We start from the raw sequence: 20,846 nt of genomic DNA, 5'->3' as shown, positions 1-20,846 counted from the left end.
TCAAGCCTGATCCAGGGCGATGAAACCCACACCACCCAAGGCGCGCGCAACACCGCGATTGTCGGTGATGAGCTGCTGTCCATCAGCGGCAACGCCAGCACCACTGCTGCGGGGACTTGGGTGATCCAGGCCGGCGCCCAGGCCCGGGTCAACGCCGCCAACGTAGTGATCGATGCCGGTACGAGCCTGACCCTTCAGGCGGGTGGGCAGCATATTGTCATCAGCTCGGGCGGGATCTTCAGCAGCGTGCCGATTGTGGTTGGGGGGACGCCGTTGGCGGGTGTTCAACCGCTGCAGAGTGTCCAGGCACAGGCACTGTTGGCACAACCCATGATCGCCCCGACCTTGCCCGCGTTGATGGCGGCGACCAAGGCTCAGGACATCGACCTCTGCCCGATCTGTGAGGCTTGTAGAAATGGCCTTTGCCTGCCTGTTGGGGTGACCTCATGATGATCGTGGCCCCGGGTCAATGGATGGCCGAACAGCTGAAATCCGGCCATTCACTGTGCTTGATTCTGGACTCGGAAGGCGCAATCGACACCCGCCAGGCACTGTTGAAACATCACGATTCGCAGTTATACCGCAGTGTGTACAGCGAGACTCAGGTTGCCGACCTAGCCGACTCAGGGCCGTTCATATTCCTCATCGACAACCTCCATGACGAAGGCCTCAAATCGCTGCTCAAGGCTCCCGAGCGCAATTGGGGCTGGCTTGCGAGCATTCGCCAAGGTGAGCTGTCCGCGCTGACCCAGCATTGGCGCGAGCGCCTGATCAGTGGCGAACGACCCCATCAAGCGCTGTATCGCTTTCACGACAATCGCGTGTTGAGCCGTGCCTTGGGGCATATCGCCAAAGAGGCGCTTCCCGAGTACCTGGGGCCGGCGGTCAGTGTTTGTTACTGGCAGGGTACGCATTGGGCGGTCATTGATAATCCTGCTCCCGGCCAATATCCGACCCTTGCCTACCCTTCATGGCTGAGCGTGCCAGCACCTCAGGAGCGGGCGCTGGGTGTTCTTCATGCCAACCTCTATCGATATTTATGGGCCGAGCGCAGCGACGATCTACTGCGGCTCAGCCAGCAGCAAGACCCCCATATCTGGCTGACGGAGCAACTGACGCAGGCCCAGCAATGGGGGTGGTCGGCTCCCGAACAAGTGCACTTTCTGGTTCTGCAGAACTTGAACAGGTCTGAGCTGCCCCTCATAAAAAACTGGCAGCCTCGGGCCGATGAAACACCAGCGGCTCACTTCGAACGTCTTTTCAATGAGGTGAAGTTCTGGTCAGGAGAGGGCGCTGTATGACGCACCTAGGACGCTTCACTCCCCAGGTTTTGCGAGCCTTGCAGATCAGCACCATGTTGTTGGCCGCAACGGGTTGCTCGATAGCGCCGACCGAGAGTTTTACCTTCCAGGCTGAGTTGCCGGAGCACTTTTTCGTCGATGGCACGGCGTATTACGTTGCGGCGCCGGGGGAGGTCTGTAGGGCGCCTTCTGGCGAGGAGCGGCGAGGGCCCGGGCGTCGTTATTTCCCCAGGACTGCGCAGGTTGATTTCAAGGTACCGCTGACCGACACGGAACACGGCTGCTCGATGGTGCTGAAACGATTGGAGTTGGGCATTAAAGGGCAATGGGGCAAACGCGACCTGGACATGAGCCTGCAGTCTGCCGCGCTGTTGATCGACGATGAGTCAATAGCAACGACGCCCCCGCTGCCGACTTCACAGCCCCTGGTTTTTCAGAGGCAGTGCCAATGGTTGTTTCGCACAGTGGGATCAAAACGCGTTATCAGGAAAATCCTGAAATGCCGAGCGCAGGACGCCAATGGCACGGTGCAAAAGAGTCTGGTGGGTAAAACTTTACCGCGTCATCAGTTAGCGGGTAGGACCGTGAAGTTGGTACTGACTGTGGCGAAAGAGGAACAGCCGTATTTTGATCGTTATTGGATTAAAACAAATCATGGATGGAAACCGTGCAAAGGAAATTGGGGAAGGGATATTGAGGAACTATGTGTAACGCCTCCTCAATTTAAACCCTTCAAAATGCCCGATGGCCGTGATTGCACCGTGTATCCCAACTGCACTGAATAAGGATATCAATCGATGAGTGCGTATAAACCCATGGACGATTGGGAGAAACCGTCATTTAGCAGCAAGATGCTAGCCTGTCCATTAAGGGGGCAATGGATCAGCTTTCAGTTGGTGGATGAGTTTGGTGATGGTAAACCCTATGCTGGTCTGGCCTATAGCCTTCAGGACAGCGCTGAGCAGCGGTATATAGGGATATTGGATGCCGAGGGGTATGCAAAGGTCAATGACTGCTATCGTGGACCTGTCGTATTAACACTAAATGTTGCATATACGGGGAATGAAGTTTTTTATAACGACTTGATGAATCGCAAGTCATACCCACTCCCCATTACCGAACTTCAAGTCCGCGCCGAGCAAACCCGTTTTTTTCACAACGACGGTTTCCGTGTCGAGCATAACCCCGCGCAAAAAGATGCCGATGAATTTATCCAGGTAGAAGTGCGGGATCTGGTCAAGCAAGTGGCTCATCTGCCTCCAGTCGTGGCACGGCAATACCCGCCAAACGAGATTTTGGTGAAAGCGCTCAGCGACCTCGGGTTTGGTCCTGAGCCCTTGGAACTCTTTGGCATCGGGCTGTTGCCGAACCGGCACACGGTGCTGGAAGTTCGCCCGTTGCGTGCTTTGCGACCCTTGTTATCCACCGATAATGCGTTCAGTGCATTGAACCTGTACCAACTCGCGATCATGGCGGATTTGAGCTATTCCGACTTTGGTCAGCAACCTGAAAAAGAACCCGTGGATTACGTGAGTTTTCCGCTGGATCCCAGCGTCGGCAATATCTTCGGTGAGGCACTTGCAAGCTTTCGTGAAAGCTGGAAAGTCGATCGCGAACAATCGTCGATTCACCGTTGCTTCCCGCTGTACGAGGACGTTCCTTACTCGAAACGCTTCGAGATTTTGCCCTTCGATCCCACGCTGTATGAAAAAAACAAACCCGGCGAAGATCAGGAAGATCCCTCGAAGCTGCATTTTTTCGATGATAAGAACAAGTTCTGGTTCAGTGGCAAAAGCACCCAGGCCTATATCACCCATCATGATGCAGTGGTGCTGATCGGTATCCGCGGAACGCTCGAAATGTCGGATTGGTGGCGAGATGTCGATGCGGCACAAGTGCCTTTCGAAGAAGGTGAAGGCAAGGTCCATCACGGCTTTTACGACGCCTATCAGGCTTTGAAAGAGTTCATTCAAAGCTACTTGGACCAGTTCTACAGTGGTCAAAAAGTCATTATCTGCGGTCATAGCCTGGGTGGTGCGATTGCATTGTTGCTGGCTGAGGCTCTTCGTCGAGATTCTGATAACGATTACGACGTTCTGCTCTACACCTATGGCGCACCGCGAGCCGGTGATGCCGACTTCGTCGCAGCAGCGTCAGCGTTGCCCCATCACCGGATGGTGAACAACAACGATGTGGTGCCCAGCGTGCCCGCGCCCTGGATGAACGCACGACGAAACATCTGGATACCGGGACTGGCGACCGTTTTTATCACCAACCCGATTTTAGGCATCTTGATCTTCGCCGCAGGCTTGGTTCGTGTCGGTGGCGCGCCCTATCAACACCATGGTGAGCTGCATCATTTCATGCCCGTGGATTTTACCGGCAAGGAGAGGTCGGCAATTCTCTGGAGCCCTGGCTGTGCCTCCATCGAGGAGGCGGCCTGCACGCGTGCCATCGCCAAAAATGGCGATCTGCCGTTTCGCGATGGTCTCTTTGCCCAACTGATGCAGGCGGGAGATCACAGTGCGCCGCACGCCTATATCCCCTTCTCCTGGGCGACCTTGCGGCGCTGGCAGCAAACTCAGGAAGCGGGAGGAACCCTGGTCACCGAGCGTGAATACAACCTGGTGACGGCAGCATTGAGGGAGATGCGCAGTAAGGTGCAGGACCAGCGTCGTCAAGAAATGGACACCCGTGGCTACAACACTAACGACCCACAGTATCTACAGACGGTGTCCGAGTTGTCCGCAGAGTCACAAAAGCTCAGCACCTCGATACAGCGCCTGCGGCCGCTGCGTGAACGCCATCTGACGCTGGCGGATGTCTACGGCAGCGCCGCGCAGTCCCTCACGCTGGAAGAGACCTTGCAGCGCTGGATGGCCCAGAAAGAAAATAATGCCCAGGTGCAGATCGCAATGATTCCTTGCCCATCTGCTGACGATTTAATGACCGCCTTCCACAGCGGCATGCCGTATACGCTGGACATCGACTCCATTATCTAACGGCGCGTTGCCTACGGTATCTAACGGCTCCACGTCAGAGCTGAGACTGATACAGCCAGCAGACGGACATTACTTGTCTGCAACTCAAGGACGACACCTGAGCAAGCCTGCGGCCGGAACCACAAAGCAAATAACGTTTGTGAAAATGGGCGCAACCTTTTAGAAGATCGTACTGATATCGAGGGGCCGGTCAGGCAGGGATATCAAGCAGTTGCCAAAGCAGTCAGTTACGGAGAGCGCGAAGGAAATATGGCCTATGGAGCAACTGATATAGGGCTGTCTGCATATGCGCTTAGTCGGTATGTATTAAAGCCGGATGCTTGGCGCTTGTTCAGGTATGTCAGAACAGACTATGTGCGATCTTATAAAAGTATGGGGGCTAGCACCATGGGTTTTGAGATATATACCGACCTCCAAACAGGGAAGCAGGTATACCAAGAGACTGGGCAATGATTCTTTGGCTCTTTCCTGTTGTGGCTGTCTGTGGGATTGGCATTGCCTATTTTCTGAAGGTGCGACTGTCGGGTAGCGATCTAAATCACGCTAAGCTTTACGCTTGTTTAGTGTTTAATGGTTTTTTTGTCGTGCCCTATATCGATATTATTCAAAATCAAAATTTCTTATTTTTTGGGCGTCGACCAGAGTTGGTTGTAGAGCACGAATTTATTGGGTGGATTGCTTTTTTCTGTATCTTTATCCATTTGTTTGCGCTCCCTGTTAAACGAAAAGTCAGATGGTGGTTCTCGGGGAAATAAACTAACAACAAGCCAATGCCCTATTGTTTGAGCATTTCTTGCTGTGATTTTTCAGCAGGCCGGGTTTCGGCGTGGGCAGGGGGGGAGCGGTAGTGCAATTCCATGGAGTGGGTAATCCGAGGCCCCGATTCGGTGAGGGCGGAAGTCTACCGGCTTCTGGGGGGAGCTGCGGCGTGTACGCCAAAGACGAGCGGCGGCTCAGGCCTGAAACTGCTCCAGATGTTGCTCTACCCATTGAAGCAGGCGTTTGTCAAATTGCGGCCGCTGCTGGTTGAAGTGCTCCTGGCAGCGGCTACAGGTTGCGTCAGGGGCCGGGGCGGGCGCCGTCGAGCAGGGCGTCCACTACGGCGCGGCCCAGCTCCGGGGCGCGGCACGGACGATCGGTGAGCAAGGGTGGATCGGGGACAAGCTTTTTTATGAGACTGGTTCTTTTAGCAATTTAAGAAACCAACCGGATCTCACTTCCACATGAGAGGGTGGCAGCCGTGTGCAGGTGTGGAAGACCGGGCTAAAGGAACCGGCGCACCCGAGGGTGCCCTACGCACAGCTGCCATAGACCGAGTTCACCCAAGCCGTATCGGCAAGGGTGTTCGAATGAGACGACTGCACGTCCTTTAACCCAGACTTCCACATCCGGGCCGCTGATTTGGCAACGGCCCCGGGAGACTGCCTGATCGTTCAAAGGGGTACAAGGCGCTCAAAGGCGTGGGGGATTCTCTCGGATTTGCCCTACAAAACATAGAGACTCTGCTTCGCTATGGCGCGGCATCGCCTGACAAATCTCGGCTTTTGTCCAGGCAAAGAGAGGCACACCGGTCAATCAAAGGAGCAGAAAGATGATTTGATATTTAATGAAATCAGGCCTTGATGCTCGGTCTGTATTTGGACTGCATATAGTCTGTGGTGGAAGCCAGCAGGATAATTTCGATCTTGCATATTCAGCGTCAGGAGTCCTGAGCGGCGAAGTTGCACAGTACATTCCGTAGCAGGGCTGCGAGCACGTCGCAAATTCTAGGAGGCTTCACTCATGCGAGTTGAAACGGTTGGCTTTTTACAAAGATACGCATCCGACCTGCCTCTAGAGGAGCCAATGGTCGTCACGCAAAACGGTGTGCCTGTTTACGTTGTCGAGTCTTACGTTGAGCGTAAGCGTCGCGACGAGGCAGTTGCGTTGGTGAAATTGCTGGCAGTCAGTTCGCGCGAGTATGCCCGAGGCAAGCATTGTTCGACTGATGAGCTGAAGGCCCGTTTAAGCGGGAGGTTTGCCCACAAATAAAAAAAAGGGCCTGGAGACGTATCTCCAAGCCCTCAAAAGGTGAGAGGTGTCTAGTCCCTCAACCTGGTGAGCGGTGTTGCATGTTTCGGTGTCGCGGCGGTTAGGCTTTCAGCGGAACCAGGCGCGGGGCAATCATGTTTTCCGGACGCAGGATGTCGTCGAGCATGGCGTCGTCCAGCAGGCCTTCTTCGCGCACCAGTTCCAGTACGCCACGGCCACTTTCCAGGGCGATGCGGGCGATACGGGTGGCGTTTTCATAGCCGATGTACGGGTTCAGTGCGGTGACCAGGCCGATGGAGTGCTCCACCAGTTCGCGGCAACGGGTTTCGTTGGCGGTGATGCCGGTGATGCAGTGCTCGCGCAGCATGTCCATGGCGCGTTGCAGCAGGCGGATCGAGTCGAAGATCTTGAAGGCGATCAGCGGTTCCATCACGTTCAGTTGCAGCTGGCCGCCTTCGGCCGCGATGGTCAGGGCCAGGTCGTTGCCGATGATCTGGAACGCCACTTGGTTGACCGCTTCCGGGATGACCGGATTGACCTTGCCAGGCATGATCGAGCTGCCGGGCTGACGCGCTGGCAGGTTGATTTCGTTGATGCCGGTGCGTGGGCCGCTGGACAGCAGGCGCAGGTCGTTGCAGATCTTCGACAGCTTGACCGCGGTGCGCTTGAGCATGCCGGAGAACAGCACGAAGGCGCCCATGTCGGAGGTGGCTTCGATCAGGTCGGCAGCCGGTACCAGCGGCTGGCCGCTGATGGTGGCCAGGCGTTGTACGGCCAGGGCCTGGTAGCGCGGGTCGGCGTTGATGCCGGTGCCGATGGCGGTGCCGCCCAGGTTGACTTCGGTCAGCACTTCCGGCGCCAGGGTCTTCAGGCGAGCCAGGTCTTCACCCAGGGTGGTGGCGAAGGCCTTGAATTCCTGGCCGAGGGTCATCGGCACGGCGTCTTGCAGCTGGGTACGGCCCATTTTCAGGACGTGGCTGAATTCTTCACCCTTGGCGGCGAACGACTGGATCAGGCTGTCGAGGCTGGCCAGCAGGGCGTCGTGGCCCAGCAGCAGACCCAGGCGGATCGCGGTCGGGTAGGCGTCGTTGGTGGACTGCGCCATGTTCACGTCGTTGTTCGGGTGCAGGTACTGGTATTCGCCCTTGCTGTGGCCCATGGCCTCCAGCGCGATGTTGGCGATGACTTCGTTGGCATTCATGTTGGTCGAAGTGCCAGCGCCGCCTTGAATCATGTCCACCACGAACTCTTCGTGGAAGTCGCCACGGATCAGACGGGCACAGGCCTCGCTGATGGCCGCATGCTTGGCTTCGCTCAGATGACCCAGTTCGCGGTTGGCGTCAGCAGCTGCCTGCTTGACCATTGCCAGGGCCACGACCAGTTTTGGGTAGTGCGAAATCGGAACACCGGAGAGACGGAAGTTGTTCACCGCTCGCAGGGTCTGGATGCCGTAATACGCTTGAGCCGGTACTTCGAGTACGCCAAGCAGGTCTTTTTCTGTGCGGAAAGATGCAGCGGAGGACATGACGGAGATCATCTCGGTAGGGACCCGGTCTGTGCCGGGAACGCTGCGAATCCTAGGCCGAAGGGAATTTTTGGGCCAATGCTGTTAAACACTGGGCTATGCATATTCGGCATAATGCCGGTGTGACGCCGCTTTGCCGGCGAGCGTGTGACCTAAAATGGTGCGTGTCCGGGAGGACGTGATGAATCTGGAAAGCAAATGGCTCGAGGACTTCAGTGCCTTGGCCGCCACCCGCAGCTTTTCCCAGGCTGCCGAGCGACGTTTCGTGACCCAGCCGGCCTTCAGTCGGCGCATCCGCAGCCTGGAAGCAGCCCTGGGCCTGACCCTGGTCAACCGCTCGCGCACGCCGGTGGAACTGACGGCGGCGGGGCAGTTGTTCCTGGTTACCGCGCGCACCGTGGTCGAACAGCTCGGCGAGGTGGTGCGTCACCTGCACCATCTGGAAGGCGGCCAGGGCGAAGTGATGCAGGTGGCGGCGGCCCACTCCCTGGCGCTGGGGTTCTTCCCGCGCTGGATCGCGCAACTGCGCAATGAAGGGCTGAACATCGCCACGCGGCTGGTGGCCACCAACGTCGGTGATGCGGTGCACGCCCTGCGCGAAGGCGGCTGCGACCTGATGCTGGCCTTCTATGACCCGGACGCGGCCTTGCAGATGGACTCGGAAATTTTCCCCTCGCTGCACCTGGGGCACACCGAGATGCTCCCGGTGTGCGCTGCCGATGCCCAGGGCAAGCCGCTGTTCGATCTGGAAGGCGAGGCCAGTGTGCCGTTGCTGGCGTACAGCGCCGGGGCCTTTCTCGGGCGTTCGGTGAACCTGCTGCTGCGCCAGCGCAACCTGCGTTTCACCACGGTTTATGAGACCGCCATGGCCGACAGCCTAAAGAGCATGGCGTTGGAAGGGCTGGGCATTGCCTGGGTGCCGCAATTGAGCGTGCGCGCCGAACTGGCCCGGGGGGAACTGGTGGTTTGCGGCGGCGCGCAATGGCATGTACCGCTGGAGATCCGCCTGTACCGCTGCGCCCTGGTGCGCAAGGCCAACGTGCGCTTGCTCTGGCGCAAGCTGGAAGGCGCCGCCGCACAAGCGACGGGCAACGCATGAGCCTGTTGCCGGTGTTGCAGATCGCGAGGGATTTTCCGCGTCGGCAACGCCAGACCCTGTAGCCGCTGCCGCAGGTTCGGGCCGCGTTCGGACGCTCGGCCCCGCAGGGGCCGCCAAACCTGGCGCTGCGAAGTGTCTGAAGGATTGGGGATATAGCGCTGGCGCCGGCTGCGCCGTCGTTCGCAGCCTGCGGCAGCGGCTACAGGGAACTGGTCTGGCTGCGAGAGGTTTTCAGTTCGGGGAGACTGACTTCAGAGTCAATAAAACCGGGGTTTTGCGCCGGAAATACTTTGTTCGACAGATGGTCGGCGAAAGTGCGTTTAGCGCGGCTTTTTCGGTATACTGCGCGGCCTTCGGCCGGTTCGTCCGGCCATAATTCGTACAGTCAAGCCACGCATTTTCGCGTGGCTTGTTGTTTTTGACGCGCCCGCGGGCGCCCAGAGAGAAGAGGCACGACGATGAGTGCACTGGTTGGCGTGATCATGGGCTCCAAGTCCGATTGGTCCACCCTTAGCCACACCGCCGATATGCTGGAAAAGCTCGGCATCCCTTACGAGGTGAAGGTGGTGTCCGCACACCGCACCCCGGACCTGCTGTTCCAGTACGCCGAAGAGGCTGAGGCGCGTGGCATCGAGGTGATCATCGCCGGTGCCGGCGGCGCGGCGCACTTGCCGGGCATGTGCGCGGCCAAGACCCACCTGCCGGTGCTGGGCGTGCCGGTGCAGTCGTCGATGCTCTCGGGCGTGGATTCGCTGCTGTCCATCGTGCAGATGCCCGCCGGCATCCCCGTGGCCACCCTGGCCATCGGCAAGGCGGGCGCGATCAACGCGGCCCTGCTCTCGGCGAGCATCCTGGGCGCCAAGCACCCGCAGTTCCATGCGGTGCTGAAAAAATTCCGTGCTGAACAGACAGACAGCGTCCTGGACAATCCAGACCCGCGCGTCGCCTGAGGTTGTTGACGATGAAGATCGGTGTAATCGGTGGCGGCCAGTTGGGCCGCATGTTGGCCCTGGCGGGGACTCCGCTGGGAATGAACTTCGCTTTCCTCGACCCGGCGCCGGATGCGTGCGCCGCTGCCCTGGGCGAACACCTGCGTGCCGACTACGGCGACCAGGACCACCTGCGCCAGCTGGCCGATGAAGTGGACCTGGTGACCTTCGAATTCGAGAGCGTGCCGGCGGAAACCGTGGCCTTCCTCTCGCAGTTCGTGCCGGTCTACCCGAGCGCCGAAGCCCTGCGCATCGCTCGTGATCGCTGGTTCGAGAAGAGCATGTTCAAGGACCTGGGGATTCCGACCCCGGAGTTTGCCGACATCCAGTCCCAGGCGGATCTCGACGCCGCCGTGGCGCGCATCGGCCTGCCGGCCGTGCTCAAGACCCGCACCCTGGGTTACGACGGCAAGGGCCAGAAGGTCCTGCGCAGCGCCGCCGACGTCGCAGGCACCTTCGCCGAACTGGGCAGCGTGCCTTGCCTGCTGGAAGGCTTCGTGCCGTTCACCGGCGAAGTCTCGCTGATCGCCGTGCGTGCCCGTGACGGTGAAACCCGTTTCTACCCGCTGGTGCACAACACCCACGACAGCGGCATCCTGCGCCTGTCGGTGGCCAGCAGCGATCACCCGCTGCAGGCCCTGGCCGAGGACTACTCCAGCCGCGTGCTCAAGCAGCTGGATTACGTCGGCGTGATGGCGTTCGAGTTCTTCGAAGTCGACGGCGGCCTCAAGGCCAACGAGATCGCCCCGCGGGTGCACAACTCCGGGCACTGGACCACCGAAGGCACCGAGTGCAGCCAGTTCGAAAACCACCTGCGGGCGGTAGCCGGTCTCCCTCTGGGTTCCACAGCCAAAGTCGGTGAGAGCGCCATGATCAACTTCATCGGCGAAGTGCCGCCGGTGGACAAAGTCATCGCCATCGACGACTGCCACCTGCATCACTACGGCAAGGCCTTCAAGGCCGGACGCAAGGTCGGCCACGCCAACCTGCGTTGCGCCGATCAGGCGACCCTGCAAGCGCAGATCCTCAAGGTGCAAGCGCTGATCGCCGAGTAACAAATCCTCCGGCTGGCGGGAACCTTCGTTTCCCGCCGTTCTCTGATAGCAGGATGCCAAAGTGCTGGCTAGGCTTTGGCTTGATCCCCCCCTTACAGAGGAACAGCCATGGGCATTATTGGAACCATTTTCATCGGCTTGATCGTTGGTCTGCTGGCGCGTTTCCTCAAGCCGGGAGACGACAGCATGGGCTGGATCATGACCATCCTGCTGGGTATCGGCGGCTCGCTGGCGGCCACTTATGGCGGTCAGGCGCTGGGTATTTATCAGGCTGGCCAGGGCGCCGGTTTCATCGGTGCGCTGGTGGGCGCGGTCGTCCTGCTGGTGATCTACGGCTTCGTCAAGAAAAGCTGATTCCCCCCTGCAAGCCCCCTCTGCCGTTCGTGCCGAGGGGAGCCCTTTTCTTCATCTGAAACTTCAACGCAGCCGACGCTTTGGGCACTAGAATGCCCGGGTTTTTCCGTCCTTCCTTTTTGACCGAGCCACCCTCTCATGCGCCGTCTTCTATTGACCTTTGTTCTGCTGGGCTGCGGCCTGGCCCAGGCTGGCGAACTGCCGGAAACCGACTGGCTGGAGCTGATGCCCAAGTCGGACCAGAAAGCCCTGGAGCAGATGCCGGAAATCGACCACAACTCCCCCGAAGCCAATGGCACCTTCACCGAAAAGGGCGGCCTGAAGCAGAGCAAGGGCTTGCCGGCGGTGATGTATTCCACCAAGACCGTGCCGGCGATGAACGACAAGCAGATCCGCCTCGGCGGCTATCCGGTGCCGCTGGAGGCTGATGCCAAGGGGCGCAGCACGCTGTTCTTCCTGGTGCCGTACCCGGGCGCCTGCATCCACGTGCCGCCACCGCCGCCCAACCAGCTGGTGCTGGTGCGCTTTCCCAAGGGCGTGAAGCTGGAGGACATCTACACGCCGCTGTGGGTGACCGGCACCTTGAAGATCGAGACGGTCAGCAATGACCTGGCCGACGCGGCCTACGCCCTGGATGCGGCGAAGGTGCGGGTGGTGCAGGAATCGGATCTCTGAAGCCGCAGCGCTGAATGTGCCTTCCAAGCGGCTCTGTTGAACTGGACCGCTGAAGGCATTTGTAGGAGCCGGCTTGCCGGCGAAAGCGGCCTCAAGAACGCTGACGGTCCTGAGGACCTCTTCGCTGGCAAGCCAGCTCCTATGCAGCTAGGTGGGGTCAGAGCGGGGCGGCGCTGATGCTCACGCTCAGGGTGTGGCGGGCGCCAGGTGCCAGGGTGACGATGTCGTCCATCACGTTGGCGGTCTCGATGCACAGCATGCGCTGCCAGCCGTCGTTGGCCATGTCGCCAAATTGCGCGGCGCGGTCGATCCAGGGGTTCCAGATCACGGCGGTGCGCGAGCCTGCGCTGTTCAGGCGAATCCGTCGTTGCCAGTCCGGATCGACGATATCCAGCTGCGCCGGGACGTTCAGGTAGATGCGGTCGGTCTCGCCGCTAAAGTGCAGGGCGCCGCTCTGGACCTTGGTGGTCCAGTCTTCCAGGGTTTCGATGTAGTTCAGCCCGTCCAGGCCTTCGACCTGCACCTTGCGCACATCGCTGACCGCGAAATAGCTGTGCAGCGCCTGGCTGATGCTCACGCTTTCTGTGCCCAGGTTATGGCTGGTGAGGCTGATGTGCAGTTGCTCGTCGAGGCGGATGCTCAGGCTCGGTTCCACCTGATGGGGCCAGCCAGGAAAGCCGCCAGCGGGGCAGGGTAGGCGCAGCCGTACCAGCAAGCTGTCGCCGTCGCTTTCGATGCCTTGCAGTTCCCAGTCGCTGGCCCGCACCAGGCCGTGGGCCGGTGCCGGTTCAGCGCTTTGGCGCATGGCCTGCACGCTTTGCGGGTTGCGTGCAAAGTTGCCGAACCAGGGCCAGCACACCGGAACCCCGGCGCGGATGCTCTTGCCGGTCTTGAACTGCGCCTCGTCGTTGAGCCAGATCAGCGGCTGTTGCCCGGCCACTTGATAACTGAGGATGTGCGCGCCTTGCTGGGCCACCAGCAGTTCGGCATCACCGTGGCGGATGCGCCAGCAGTTCAGTTCATCCAGTTTCACTGTTTCAACGTGGGGCGTGGGCATGCTGCGGTTCTCGTTAGGGTGGCTTGGGCGTTGTAGGAACCTAGCGCGCTCGGGGCGGAACCGAACGGGTGCGGCCGCTGCCGTCGATGGCGACGAACACGAACACCGCCTCGGTGACCTTGCGCCATTCGCTGGACAGCGGGTCGTCGCTCCACACTTCCACCATCATCTGGATCGAGCTGCGGCCGATCTCCAGGGTCTGGGTATAGAAGGACAGTTGTGCGCCCACCGCCACCGGCACCAGGAACGCCATGCGATCAATGGCCACGGTAGCGACTCGGCCACCGGCGACGCGGCTGGCCATGGCGGTGCCCGCCAGGTCCATCTGCGCCACCAGCCAGCCGCCGAAAATATCGCCAAAGCCGTTGGTTTCCCGGGGCAAAGCGGTGATTTGCAGGGCCAGGTCGCCTTGCGGGATTGGATCTTCTTGTTCGAGTTCTATCATGCCGAGGGGCCTCTGACCCGTGACGCTTCATGGTGACTTCAGGTGAATAGCCGTCTTCAGGAAAAACGATTCAGCCCGAACACACTGCGTTCGTCACGTTCTTTCTAAGGCGTGCTATAGGGAAACTCTGCGAAATCGGCTGCTCATGCACTGTGAGAACTACTGCGCTCAGCAATACTGCGTTAGAAACAGGCACGGATTGCTCATTTACAACACGTAGACTCCGCATCCGTGCCTGTTTCTGCCTTGCCTTGCTTTCGCTCGCTACGTTCTCACAGCGCATGAGGACAACGGGTTTTCGTACAGCAACCCTTGCCAGAAGCGGCTTTGCGCTTCGAGGTTTGCGAGTATATCGGTCGATAGACTCCGCGACGACCCACTCAGTTCGCAAATTTGTGAGTCATTTGTGCGCCGCTGTGTACGCATTCGAACAATTTGCTATCGTGCCGAACCTGCCAGGCCCCAACCAGCGCTGTTGCGGTTGCCGGAACCGACTAATAAGAGAAGCCCTTGCCATGACCACTGTGCCCTCGAGCGCCGCGCAGCCAGCGCAGCCCGCCCGTCCCTTGACCCGTAGTGATTACAAGACCCTGTCGCTGTCTGCCTTGGGCGGCGCGCTGGAGTTCTACGACTTCATCATCTTCGTGTTCTTCGCCACCGTGGTCGGCAAGCTGTTCTTCCCGGCGGACATGCCCGAGTGGCTGCGCCTGATGCAGACCTTCGGCATCTTCGCCGCCGGCTACCTGGCCCGTCCTCTGGGCGGGATCGTCATGGCGCACTTTGGCGACCTGCTGGGGCGCAAGAAGATGTTCACCCTGAGCATCTTCATGATGGCGGTGCCGACCCTGATCATGGGCCTCTTGCCGACCTACGCGCAGATTGGCTTATGGGCGCCGATCCTGCTGTTGCTGATGCGGGTGATTCAGGGCGCGGCCATCGGTGGAGAAGTGCCAGGCGCCTGGGTATTCGTTTCCGAACATGTGCCTCAGCGGCATATCGGCTACGCCTGCGGCACCCTGACGGCGGGCCTGACCGCCGGGATTCTCCTGGGCTCGCTGGTGGCCACCGCCATCAATAGCATCTACACCCCGGTGGAAGTGGCCGACTACGCCTGGCGGATTCCGTTCCTGCTGGGCGGGGTGTTCGGCCTGTTCTCGGTGTACCTGCGCCGCCTGCTGCACGAAACCCCGGTGTTCGCCGAGCTGCAATTGCGCAAGGCCCTGGCCGAAGAGCTGCCCCTGCGCACCGTGCTGCGCGATCACCGTGGCGCCATCGTCATTTCCATGCTGCTGACCTGGCTGCTGTCCGCCGGGATCATCGTGGTGATCCTGATGACCCCGACGGTGCTGCAGACCGTTTATAAATTCCCGGCCATCACCGCCCTGGAAGCCAACAGCCTGGCCATTGTGTTCCTGAGCCTGGGCTGCGTGATCTCCGGTGTTCTGGCGGATCGTTTCGGCGCTGGCAAGGTGTTCGTGTTCGGCAGCGCCTTGCTGCTGGCCACCTCCTGGACCTTCTATCACGGCTTGCTGGATAACCCGCAGTGGCTGTTCCCGATGTATGCCCTGACCGGTCTGTTTGTCGGCACCATCGGCGCGGTGCCTTATGTGATGGTCAAGGCGTTCCCGGCGGTGGTGCGTTTCAGCGGCCTGTCGTTTTCCTACAACCTGGCCTACGCGATCTTCGGTGGCCTGACGCCGATGGTGGTCACCTGGCTGCTCAAGGAAAGCCCGATGGGGCCGGCTTACTATGTGGCAATCATTTGCGGTATCGGCCTGCTGGTGGGGCTGTACCTGTGGGTCAAGGGCCGCTGATCTGCGCCATCTTGTAGCCGCTGCCGCAGGCTGCAACAGGGCCGCAGGCCCTGCTGGGCGCTGAAGAGTGTCGCGACCCTGCGGGTCGGTCGCAGCCTTCGGCAGCGGCTACAGAGGTTTTTATCGCCGTATAAAGAAAGGCCCGCTTGCGTTCAGGAGTGCTGGCCTTTCATCTAATTGTCATATTCCGGACATAGAGTGTTCACACGGCCTACAGATACTTGGCCCCGACTTAACACACCCTATCTGCTAGGAGTAAGGCATGAAACTGAAGCGTTTGATGGCGGCAATGACCTTTGTCGCTGCTGGCGTTGCCACTGCCCACGCGGTTGCCGCTGTTGACCCTGCTATCCCGAGCTACACCAAGACCACTGGTGTGTCGGGCAACCTGTCCAGCGTCGGTTCCGATACTTTGGCGAACCTGATGACCCTGTGGGCCGAGAACTACAAAAAGGAATACCCGAACGTCAACATTCAGATTCAGGCCGCCGGCTCCGCCACCGCGCCACCTGCGCTGACCGAAGGCACCTCCAACCTGGGCCCGATGAGCCGCAAGATGAAGGACACCGAGCTGGCGGCCTTCGAGCAGAAGTACGGCTACAAGCCAACCGCTATCCCGGTGGCCGTGGACGCCCTGGCGGTGTTCGTGCACAAGGACAACCCGATCCAGCACCTGACCATGGAACAGGTCGACGCGATTTTCTCGTCCACCCGTCTGTGCGGCGCCAAGGCTGACGTGAAAACCTGGGGCGACCTGGGTGTGAAGGGCGATCTGGCCAACAAGCCGGTGCAACTGTTCGGCCGTAACTCGGTATCCGGCACCTACGGCTACTTCAAGGAAGAAGCCCTGTGCAAAGGCGACTACAAGCCTAACGTCAACGAGCAGCCAGGTTCGGCATCGGTGGTGCAGTCCATCAGCTCCTCGCTGAACGGCATCGGCTACTCGGGCATCGGCTACAAGACCGCCAGCGTGAAGACCGTGGCCCTGGCCAAGAAAGGCAGCAGCGACTTCATCGAAGACACCGAAGAAAACACCCTGAACGGCAAGTACCCGCTGTCGCGCTTCCTCTACGTCTACATCAACAAAGCCCCGAACAAGCCTCTGGCCCCGCTGGAAGCCGAGTTCGTGAAACTGGTCCTGTCCAAGCAGGGTCAGGAAGTGGTGGTCAAGGACGGCTACATCCCGCTGCCAGCCAAGGTGGCCGCCAAGGCCCTGGCTGACCTGGGCCTGAAAGAAGGCGCATAAGCCGCCGCAGAAGGTCCGGGCTCCCCGGACCTTCTCGTTTTCGTAGGAGCGGGCCGGGCGGCAGCGCCCGCAAGGGCGACCCAGGCTCAAGGCCGGTTCGTCGGCCAGCCGGCTCCTGCAACCTCATTTTTCAACCCGCTGCCGGCTTTGCCACGTGGCGGATTTGCTGCGTCACTGCATTGTCATCTTTCTGTCATACAGGATCGCTAGGGTGTGCGCATGAATGATCTGGCCAATTCCCCCATGACTACGACTTCTCCCCCCAAGCGCATTGACTTCAATACGCCTGAACTGCAACGCAAGCGTCGCATTCGCGCGCTCAAAGACCGCCTGACCCGCTGGTACGTCCTTGTTGGCGGACTGGCGGTACTGGGTGCGATCACCCTGATCTTTTTCTTCCTCGCCTATGTCGTGGTGCCGCTGTTCCAGGGCGCCGACCTGACCGTCAAGGACCCGCTGACCCCGGCCTGGATGCAGGACGCCGGCAAGCCGCTGATGTTCTCCCTGGAAGAGCAGAACCAGGTCGGCATGCGCGTCTCCGACAAGGGCCAGGCGCTGTTCTTCGACATCGACAGCGGTGCCGAGCTGCGCAAGGTCGACCTGCCGATCCCGGCCGGCGCCAACGTGGTGTCCATCGGCAAGGACCAGCCCGGCAATCCGCTGGTGGTGGTCGGTCTGTCCAACGGTCAGGCCCTGGTGTTCCGCCACACCTACAAGGTCAGCTACCCGGACGGCAAGAAGACCATCTCGCCGGCCATCGAGTACCCCTACGGCGACAGCCCGATCACCCTGAACGAGCAGGGCGGTGCCCTGGAGCACGTCAACCTCAACGCCACTGATTCGTCGCTGATCATCGCCGGTTCCACCGGTGCGCAACTGCATGTGCTGAAGCTGACCCGCGAAGAAAACATGATGACTGGCGAGGTCACCAGCGAGCAGAGCCGCATCGAGCTGCCGCAGATGACCGAGGCGGTGAAGGCCATGTACATCGATCCGCGCCAGCAGTGGCTGTATGTGATCAATGGCCGGGCCCAGGCCGACGTGTTCAGCCTGCGGGACAAGAGCCTCAACGGTCGCTACAAACTGCTGGAAGACGCTGACACCGAAGTGACTGCCAGCACCCAGCTGGTGGGCGGCATCTCGCTGATCATCGGTACGTCCAAGGGTGGCCTGGCCCAGTGGTTCATGGCCCGCGACCCGGATGGCGAACTGCGCCTGAAGCAGATCCGTACCTTCCAGATGGGCACCGCGCCTATCGTTGAAATCACTGCCGAAGAGCGTCGCAAGGGCTTCGTTGTCCTGGACGCCGTCGGCAAGCTCGGGGTGTTTCACAGCACCGCCCACCGCACCCTGCTGGTGGATCAGGTGGTGGACGGCCCTGGCGTGTTCGGCCTGTCGCCACGGGCCAACCGGGTGATCGTCGAGGCCGGTGGCAAGCTGCAGCCGCTGCTGCTGGACAACCCGCACCCGGAAGTGTCCTGGAGCGCGCTGTGGAGCAAGGTCTGGTACGAGAACTACGACGAGCCTAAATACGTCTGGCAATCCACCGCGGCCAACACCGACTTCGAACCCAAGCTGAGCCTCTCGCCCCTGACCTTCGGCACTCTGAAGGCGGCGTTCTACGCCATGCTGCTGGCTGCGCCATTGGCGGTTGCGGCGGCGATCTATACCGCCTACTTCATGGCCCCGGGCATGCGCCGCAAGGTCAAGCCGGTGATCGAGCTGATGGAAGCGATGCCGACGGTGATCCTCGGCTTCTTCGCCGGCCTGTTCCTGGCGCCCTATGTCGAAGGTCATCTACCGGGCATCTTCAGCCTCTTGATGTTGCTGCCAATCGGCATTCTGGTGGCCGGTTTCATCTTCAGCCGCCTACCGGAGTCGATCCGCCTGAAAGTGCCGGATGGTTGGGAAAGTGCGCTGCTGATTCCGGTGATCCTGTTCGTGGGCTGGTTGTCGCTGTACATGAGCCCCTTCATGGAAAACTGGTTCTTCGGCGGCGACATGCGCATGTGGATCTCCCACGACCTGGGGATCACCTACGACCAGCGCAACGCCCTGGTGGTCGGCCTGGCCATGGGTTTTGCGGTGATTCCGAACATCTACTCGATCGCCGAAGACGCCGTGTTCAGCGTGCCTCGCGGCCTGACCCTGGGCTCTCTGGCCCTGGGCGCCACGCCGTGGCAGACCATGACGCGGGTGGTGATCCTCACCGCCAGCCCGGGGATCTTCTCGGCGCTGATGATCGGCATGGGCCGCGCCGTGGGCGAGACCATGATCGTGCTGATGGCCACCGGCAACACCCCGGTCATGGAAATGAACCTGTTCGAAGGCCTGCGCACCCTGGCCGCCAACGTCGCGGTGGAAATGCCCGAATCGGAAGTCGGCGGCAGCCACTACCGCGTGCTGTTCCTCTCGGCGCTGGTGCTGCTGTTGTTCACCTTCGTCATGAACACCCTCGCAGAACTGATTCGTCAGCGTCTGCGCAAGAAATACTCGTCGCTTTAAGAAAGGTAGAAGTCTGTGAAACAGAACTCCCTAAAAGACTGGTTCAAGAGCGGCGCCCCGGGCGTCTGGATCAGCGGTGGCGCGGTGTCCATCGCGGTCATCATGACCATCGGCCTGCTGGCGGTGATCGCCGTGCGCGGCCTCGGCCACTTCTGGCCGGCCGACCTGGTGCACGCCAGCTATGACGTGCCGGGCCAGGCCAACCACCTGGTCATCGGTGAAGTGGTGCAGAAGGAAGAAGTGCCCCGGGCGCGCCTGAAGAGTGCCGGTTTGCCGGTGCCCGACCAGGGCCCGGAGTTCATGACCCGGGAGCTGATCAAGGTCGGCAACCGTGATCTGAACGGCAACGACTTCACCTGGATCGTCGGTGAGTGGCTGACCAATCAGAGCTACCCCAAGGAGCTGATGGCCGTCGAACGCCGTGAGTGGGGCAACTTCTATGGCTACCTGGTCAACGTCAAGGAAAGCGGCAAGGTGATCGCCGAAGGCGAGGCCGCCTGGCCTGAGCTGCAAGCACGGATCAACCGCGTGAACCAACTGGCGGCCCAGCTCAAGAGCCTGGAGAAGTCCGACATCGGCGCGATCAACGCCGGTCTGGAGCGTATCCGCCTGCACGGTCGCAAGCTGGAGCTGGAGGGTCGGATGAGTCCCGCCGCTCAAGCCGACATGGACGCCGAGCGTGCCGAACTCAATGCCCGTTACCAGGACATCGAAGCCCGGCTCAATGACCTGCACGCCCAGTTCAATCGCGACAGCCTGACCGCCCGCGATGCCAACGGCAAAGAGCTGGAGATCAGCCTGGGCAAGGTGGTGCACGCCTACCAGCCGAATGCCATGGGCACCTTCACCAAGATCGGTTTCTACTTCAGCAAGATCTGGGAATTCCTCAGCGACGACCCCCGTGAAGCCAACACCGAAGGCGGGATCTTCCCGGCGATTTTCGGCACCGTGATGATGACCCTGATCATGGCCATGATCGTCACCCCGTTCGGCGTACTGGCGGCGGTCTACCTGCGTGAATATGCCAAGCAGAACACCCTGACCCGGGTGATCCGCATCGCGGTGAACAACCTGGCAGGGGTTCCGGCCATCGTCTACGGCGTATTCGGCCTGGGCTTCTTCGTCTACGTGCTTGGCGGTTCCGTGGACCGGCTGTTCTTCCCCGAAGCTCTGCCGGCGCCGACCTTCGGCACCCCGGGCCTGCTCTGGGCTTCCCTGACCCTGGCGCTGCTGGCAGTGCCGGTGGTGATCGTGGCCACCGAGGAAGGCCTGGCGCGGATTCCCCGTACCGTGCGTGAAGGTTCCCTGGCCCTGGGCGCGACCAAGGCCGAGACCTTGTGGAAGATCGTCCTGCCGATGGCCAGCCCGGCGATGATGACCGGCATGATCCTCGCGGTGGCCCGTGCCGCCGGTGAAGTGGCGCCGCTGATGCTGGTGGGTGTGGTGAAACTGGCGCCGTCGCTGCCGCTGGACGGCAACTACCCGTACCTGCACCTGGACCAGAAGATCATGCACCTGGGCTTCCACATCTATGACGTCGGCTTCCAGAGCCCCAACGTCGAGGCGGCGCGGCCGCTGGTGTACGCCACCGCGCTGCTGCTGGTGCTGGTGATCGCCGTGCTCAACCTGTCGGCCGTGTGGATTCGCAACCACCTGCGCGAGAAGTACAAGGCGCTGGACAGCTAATCGGCTGGCTTCTACAGAACACAATGATGTCACCGCAGGCCAGACGCCTGCGGTTCACGACA

General features: G+C 60.5%; 18 protein-coding genes and 1 pseudogene. 16 read left to right on the top strand and 3 right to left on the bottom strand.

Features of this window, described 5'->3' with window-relative positions; all coding sequences use genetic code 11:
* The 7 genes and pseudogenes from PQT43_RS19200 to PQT43_RS19170 all read left to right on the top strand — a co-directional run.
* Positions 1 to 450 (top strand): annotated as a pseudogene (locus tag PQT43_RS19200) (type VI secretion system tip protein VgrG); the annotation flags it as partial.
* Positions 447 to 1,301 carry a DUF4123 domain-containing protein gene (locus PQT43_RS19195; protein ID WP_267269127.1) on the top strand — a complete coding sequence of 285 codons (855 nt, stop codon included), beginning with the start codon at positions 447 to 449 and terminating at the stop codon, positions 1,299 to 1,301. The pseudogene PQT43_RS19200 and the gene PQT43_RS19195, both read left to right, overlap by 4 nt.
* Entirely contained in the window at positions 1,298 to 2,086 is a 789-nt protein-coding gene (locus tag PQT43_RS19190; RefSeq protein ID WP_267269126.1) for a hypothetical protein, read from the top strand. Before PQT43_RS19195 ends, PQT43_RS19190 begins: the two co-directional genes overlap by 4 nt.
* A 12-nt stretch (positions 2,087 to 2,098) precedes the next feature.
* Positions 2,099 to 4,303, top strand: a complete 2,205-nt coding sequence (locus tag PQT43_RS19185; RefSeq protein ID WP_267269125.1) for a lipase family protein — start codon at positions 2,099 to 2,101, stop codon at positions 4,301 to 4,303.
* A 177-nt stretch (positions 4,304 to 4,480) separates the two neighbouring features.
* Positions 4,481 to 4,756 (top strand): DUF4225 domain-containing protein, encoded by a 276-nt coding sequence (locus PQT43_RS19180; protein ID WP_442962474.1) that lies wholly within the window; start codon positions 4,481 to 4,483, stop codon positions 4,754 to 4,756.
* Positions 4,753 to 5,058 (top strand): hypothetical protein, encoded by a 306-nt coding sequence (locus PQT43_RS19175; RefSeq protein WP_110594198.1) that lies wholly within the window; start codon positions 4,753 to 4,755, stop codon positions 5,056 to 5,058. Before PQT43_RS19180 ends, PQT43_RS19175 begins: the two co-directional genes overlap by 4 nt.
* A gap of 1,027 nt (positions 5,059 to 6,085) precedes the next feature.
* On the top strand, positions 6,086 to 6,334 hold the full coding sequence (locus PQT43_RS19170) for a prevent-host-death protein (protein ID WP_110594199.1): 249 nt from the start codon (positions 6,086 to 6,088) through the stop codon (positions 6,332 to 6,334).
* 100 nt (positions 6,335 to 6,434) lie between these two features.
* On the opposite strand, the gene aspA is transcribed toward PQT43_RS19170, so the two are convergent.
* Complete coding sequence (gene aspA, locus PQT43_RS19165) at positions 6,435 to 7,859, bottom strand: aspartate ammonia-lyase (RefSeq protein ID WP_102862326.1); 1,425 nt, start codon at positions 7,857 to 7,859, stop codon at positions 6,435 to 6,437.
* A 181-nt stretch (positions 7,860 to 8,040) separates the two neighbouring features.
* Between aspA and PQT43_RS19160 the strand changes: the two genes are divergently transcribed.
* The 5 genes from PQT43_RS19160 (at position 8,041) to PQT43_RS19140 (ending at position 12,031) form a co-directional block, all read left to right on the top strand.
* Complete coding sequence (locus PQT43_RS19160) at positions 8,041 to 8,958, top strand: LysR substrate-binding domain-containing protein (protein ID WP_110594200.1); 918 nt, start codon at positions 8,041 to 8,043, stop codon at positions 8,956 to 8,958.
* Positions 8,959 to 9,416: 458 nt separating this feature from the next.
* Positions 9,417 to 9,908: a 5-(carboxyamino)imidazole ribonucleotide mutase gene (gene purE / locus PQT43_RS19155; RefSeq protein ID WP_016967060.1), complete on the top strand. Its 492-nt coding sequence runs from the start codon at positions 9,417 to 9,419 to the stop codon at positions 9,906 to 9,908.
* Between the two features lie 11 nt (positions 9,909 to 9,919).
* On the top strand, positions 9,920 to 11,002 hold the full coding sequence (locus PQT43_RS19150; RefSeq protein WP_102881331.1) for a 5-(carboxyamino)imidazole ribonucleotide synthase: 1,083 nt from the start codon (positions 9,920 to 9,922) through the stop codon (positions 11,000 to 11,002).
* A 108-nt stretch (positions 11,003 to 11,110) separates the two neighbouring features.
* The gene (locus PQT43_RS19145; protein ID WP_102862323.1) at positions 11,111 to 11,356 is read left to right on the top strand and encodes a GlsB/YeaQ/YmgE family stress response membrane protein; all 246 of its coding nucleotides are present in this window, start codon (positions 11,111 to 11,113) and stop codon (positions 11,354 to 11,356) included.
* A gap of 138 nt (positions 11,357 to 11,494) precedes the next feature.
* Positions 11,495 to 12,031 carry a DUF3299 domain-containing protein gene (locus tag PQT43_RS19140; RefSeq protein WP_102881330.1) on the top strand — a complete coding sequence of 179 codons (537 nt, stop codon included), beginning with the start codon at positions 11,495 to 11,497 and terminating at the stop codon, positions 12,029 to 12,031.
* A gap of 157 nt (positions 12,032 to 12,188) precedes the next feature.
* Here the strand turns inward: PQT43_RS19140 and PQT43_RS19135 are convergent, their stop codons facing one another.
* Complete coding sequence (locus tag PQT43_RS19135; RefSeq protein ID WP_213664452.1) at positions 12,189 to 13,088, bottom strand: D-hexose-6-phosphate mutarotase; 900 nt, start codon at positions 13,086 to 13,088, stop codon at positions 12,189 to 12,191.
* A gap of 40 nt (positions 13,089 to 13,128) precedes the next feature.
* Positions 13,129 to 13,533 carry an acyl-CoA thioesterase gene (locus PQT43_RS19130; RefSeq protein WP_003229628.1) on the bottom strand — a complete coding sequence of 135 codons (405 nt, stop codon included), beginning with the start codon at positions 13,531 to 13,533 and terminating at the stop codon, positions 13,129 to 13,131.
* A gap of 515 nt (positions 13,534 to 14,048) precedes the next feature.
* On the opposite strand from PQT43_RS19130, the gene PQT43_RS19125 reads away from it, so the two are divergent.
* From PQT43_RS19125 to pstA, 4 genes are all read left to right on the top strand, one after another.
* Complete coding sequence (locus PQT43_RS19125; RefSeq protein WP_442962473.1) at positions 14,049 to 15,347, top strand: MFS transporter; 1,299 nt, start codon at positions 14,049 to 14,051, stop codon at positions 15,345 to 15,347.
* Positions 15,348 to 15,609: 262 nt separating this feature from the next.
* On the top strand, positions 15,610 to 16,593 hold the full coding sequence (locus tag PQT43_RS19120) for a phosphate ABC transporter substrate-binding protein PstS family protein (protein WP_221810232.1): 984 nt from the start codon (positions 15,610 to 15,612) through the stop codon (positions 16,591 to 16,593).
* A gap of 471 nt (positions 16,594 to 17,064) precedes the next feature.
* Positions 17,065 to 19,098, top strand: coding sequence for an ABC transporter permease subunit (locus PQT43_RS19115; RefSeq protein ID WP_253084178.1), 2,034 nt, complete (start codon positions 17,065 to 17,067; stop codon positions 19,096 to 19,098).
* 15 nt (positions 19,099 to 19,113) lie between these two features.
* Positions 19,114 to 20,784: a phosphate ABC transporter permease PstA gene (pstA, locus tag PQT43_RS19110; protein ID WP_253084106.1), complete on the top strand. Its 1,671-nt coding sequence runs from the start codon at positions 19,114 to 19,116 to the stop codon at positions 20,782 to 20,784.
* Positions 20,785 to 20,846 lie beyond the last annotated feature (62 nt).

The organism is Pseudomonas sp. BLCC-B112 (assembly GCF_028550695.1).
Classification (GTDB): Bacteria; Pseudomonadota; Gammaproteobacteria; order Pseudomonadales; family Pseudomonadaceae; genus Aquipseudomonas; species Aquipseudomonas danubii.
The sequence above is the reverse complement of the archived record's forward strand: the minus strand, read 5'-3'. Positions and strand labels throughout refer to the sequence as shown.

Bases quoted from the DNA above. Each gene is read 5' to 3' on its own strand.
- aspA (WP_102862326.1), bottom strand. From the start codon at position 7,859: ATGTCCTCCGCTGCATCTTTCCGCACAGAAAAAGACCTGCTTGGCGTA.
- PQT43_RS19185 (WP_267269125.1), top strand. From the start codon at position 2,099: ATGAGTGCGTATAAACCCATGGACGATTGGGAGAAACCGTCATTTAGC.
- PQT43_RS19145 (WP_102862323.1), top strand. From the start codon at position 11,111: ATGGGCATTATTGGAACCATTTTCATCGGCTTGATCGTTGGTCTGCTG.
- PQT43_RS19130 (WP_003229628.1), bottom strand. From the start codon at position 13,533: ATGATAGAACTCGAACAAGAAGATCCAATCCCGCAAGGCGACCTGGCC.
- PQT43_RS19115 (WP_253084178.1), top strand. From the start codon at position 17,065: ATGCAGGACGCCGGCAAGCCGCTGATGTTCTCCCTGGAAGAGCAGAAC.
- purE (WP_016967060.1), top strand. From the start codon at position 9,417: ATGAGTGCACTGGTTGGCGTGATCATGGGCTCCAAGTCCGATTGGTCC.
- PQT43_RS19135 (WP_213664452.1), bottom strand. From the start codon at position 13,088: ATGCCCACGCCCCACGTTGAAACAGTGAAACTGGATGAACTGAACTGC.
- PQT43_RS19195 (WP_267269127.1), top strand. From the start codon at position 447: ATGATGATCGTGGCCCCGGGTCAATGGATGGCCGAACAGCTGAAATCC.
- PQT43_RS19190 (WP_267269126.1), top strand. From the start codon at position 1,298: ATGACGCACCTAGGACGCTTCACTCCCCAGGTTTTGCGAGCCTTGCAG.
- PQT43_RS19170 (WP_110594199.1), top strand. From the start codon at position 6,086: ATGCGAGTTGAAACGGTTGGCTTTTTACAAAGATACGCATCCGACCTG.
- PQT43_RS19160 (WP_110594200.1), top strand. From the start codon at position 8,041: ATGAATCTGGAAAGCAAATGGCTCGAGGACTTCAGTGCCTTGGCCGCC.
- PQT43_RS19120 (WP_221810232.1), top strand. From the start codon at position 15,610: ATGAAACTGAAGCGTTTGATGGCGGCAATGACCTTTGTCGCTGCTGGC.
- PQT43_RS19125 (WP_442962473.1), top strand. From the start codon at position 14,049: ATGACCACTGTGCCCTCGAGCGCCGCGCAGCCAGCGCAGCCCGCCCGT.
- PQT43_RS19140 (WP_102881330.1), top strand. From the start codon at position 11,495: ATGCGCCGTCTTCTATTGACCTTTGTTCTGCTGGGCTGCGGCCTGGCC.
- PQT43_RS19175 (WP_110594198.1), top strand. From the start codon at position 4,753: ATGATTCTTTGGCTCTTTCCTGTTGTGGCTGTCTGTGGGATTGGCATT.
- PQT43_RS19150 (WP_102881331.1), top strand. From the start codon at position 9,920: ATGAAGATCGGTGTAATCGGTGGCGGCCAGTTGGGCCGCATGTTGGCC.